Origin of the sequence: Microvirga antarctica, assembly GCF_017921815.1 — a bacterium.
In the GTDB taxonomy this organism is placed as follows: domain Bacteria; phylum Pseudomonadota; class Alphaproteobacteria; order Rhizobiales; family Beijerinckiaceae; genus Microvirga; species Microvirga antarctica.
This window is the reverse complement of sequence record NZ_JAGEMM010000040.1, coordinates 1-306: the sequence shown is the minus strand read 5'-3', so window position 1 is coordinate 306 and position 306 is coordinate 1. Positions and strand designations below refer to the sequence as shown.

The following is a 306-nucleotide window of genomic DNA, read 5'->3' as shown; positions in this document are numbered from 1 at the left end:
GCGCCAACGTGTAAGGCGCGTCCGGCGTCGCGCTGACAGCGATCATCCACCAGGCGTCGGTGTAGTAGTCGCGTCGGGAAATCAGCGCGCTCAGTAACTCAGGAGCCTGCAACTCTTCACGGCGGCTGAAGTAACGTGCCTTACGTACCTCTTTCGGCATCTGCACCGTGTGATAATCCCGCGCCCAGCGCGGGTTGCCGCTGGCGCACAGCAAAAATTGGTAATGACGATTGAAGGCGTTTAGCCGTTCCTCCTCATCGCGGCGAATACCCAGCGCCGCAGCTAATAACCCCAACAGCGCAGAAC

Annotated in this window: 1 protein-coding gene; it reads right to left on the bottom strand. The window is 59.8% G+C overall.

Going from position 1 to position 306, the window contains the following annotated elements:
- Window positions 1–306 (bottom strand): type I-E CRISPR-associated protein Cas5/CasD (locus J4G32_RS20780; protein ID WP_246505436.1); only part of this gene is annotated, 306 nt, incomplete at both ends.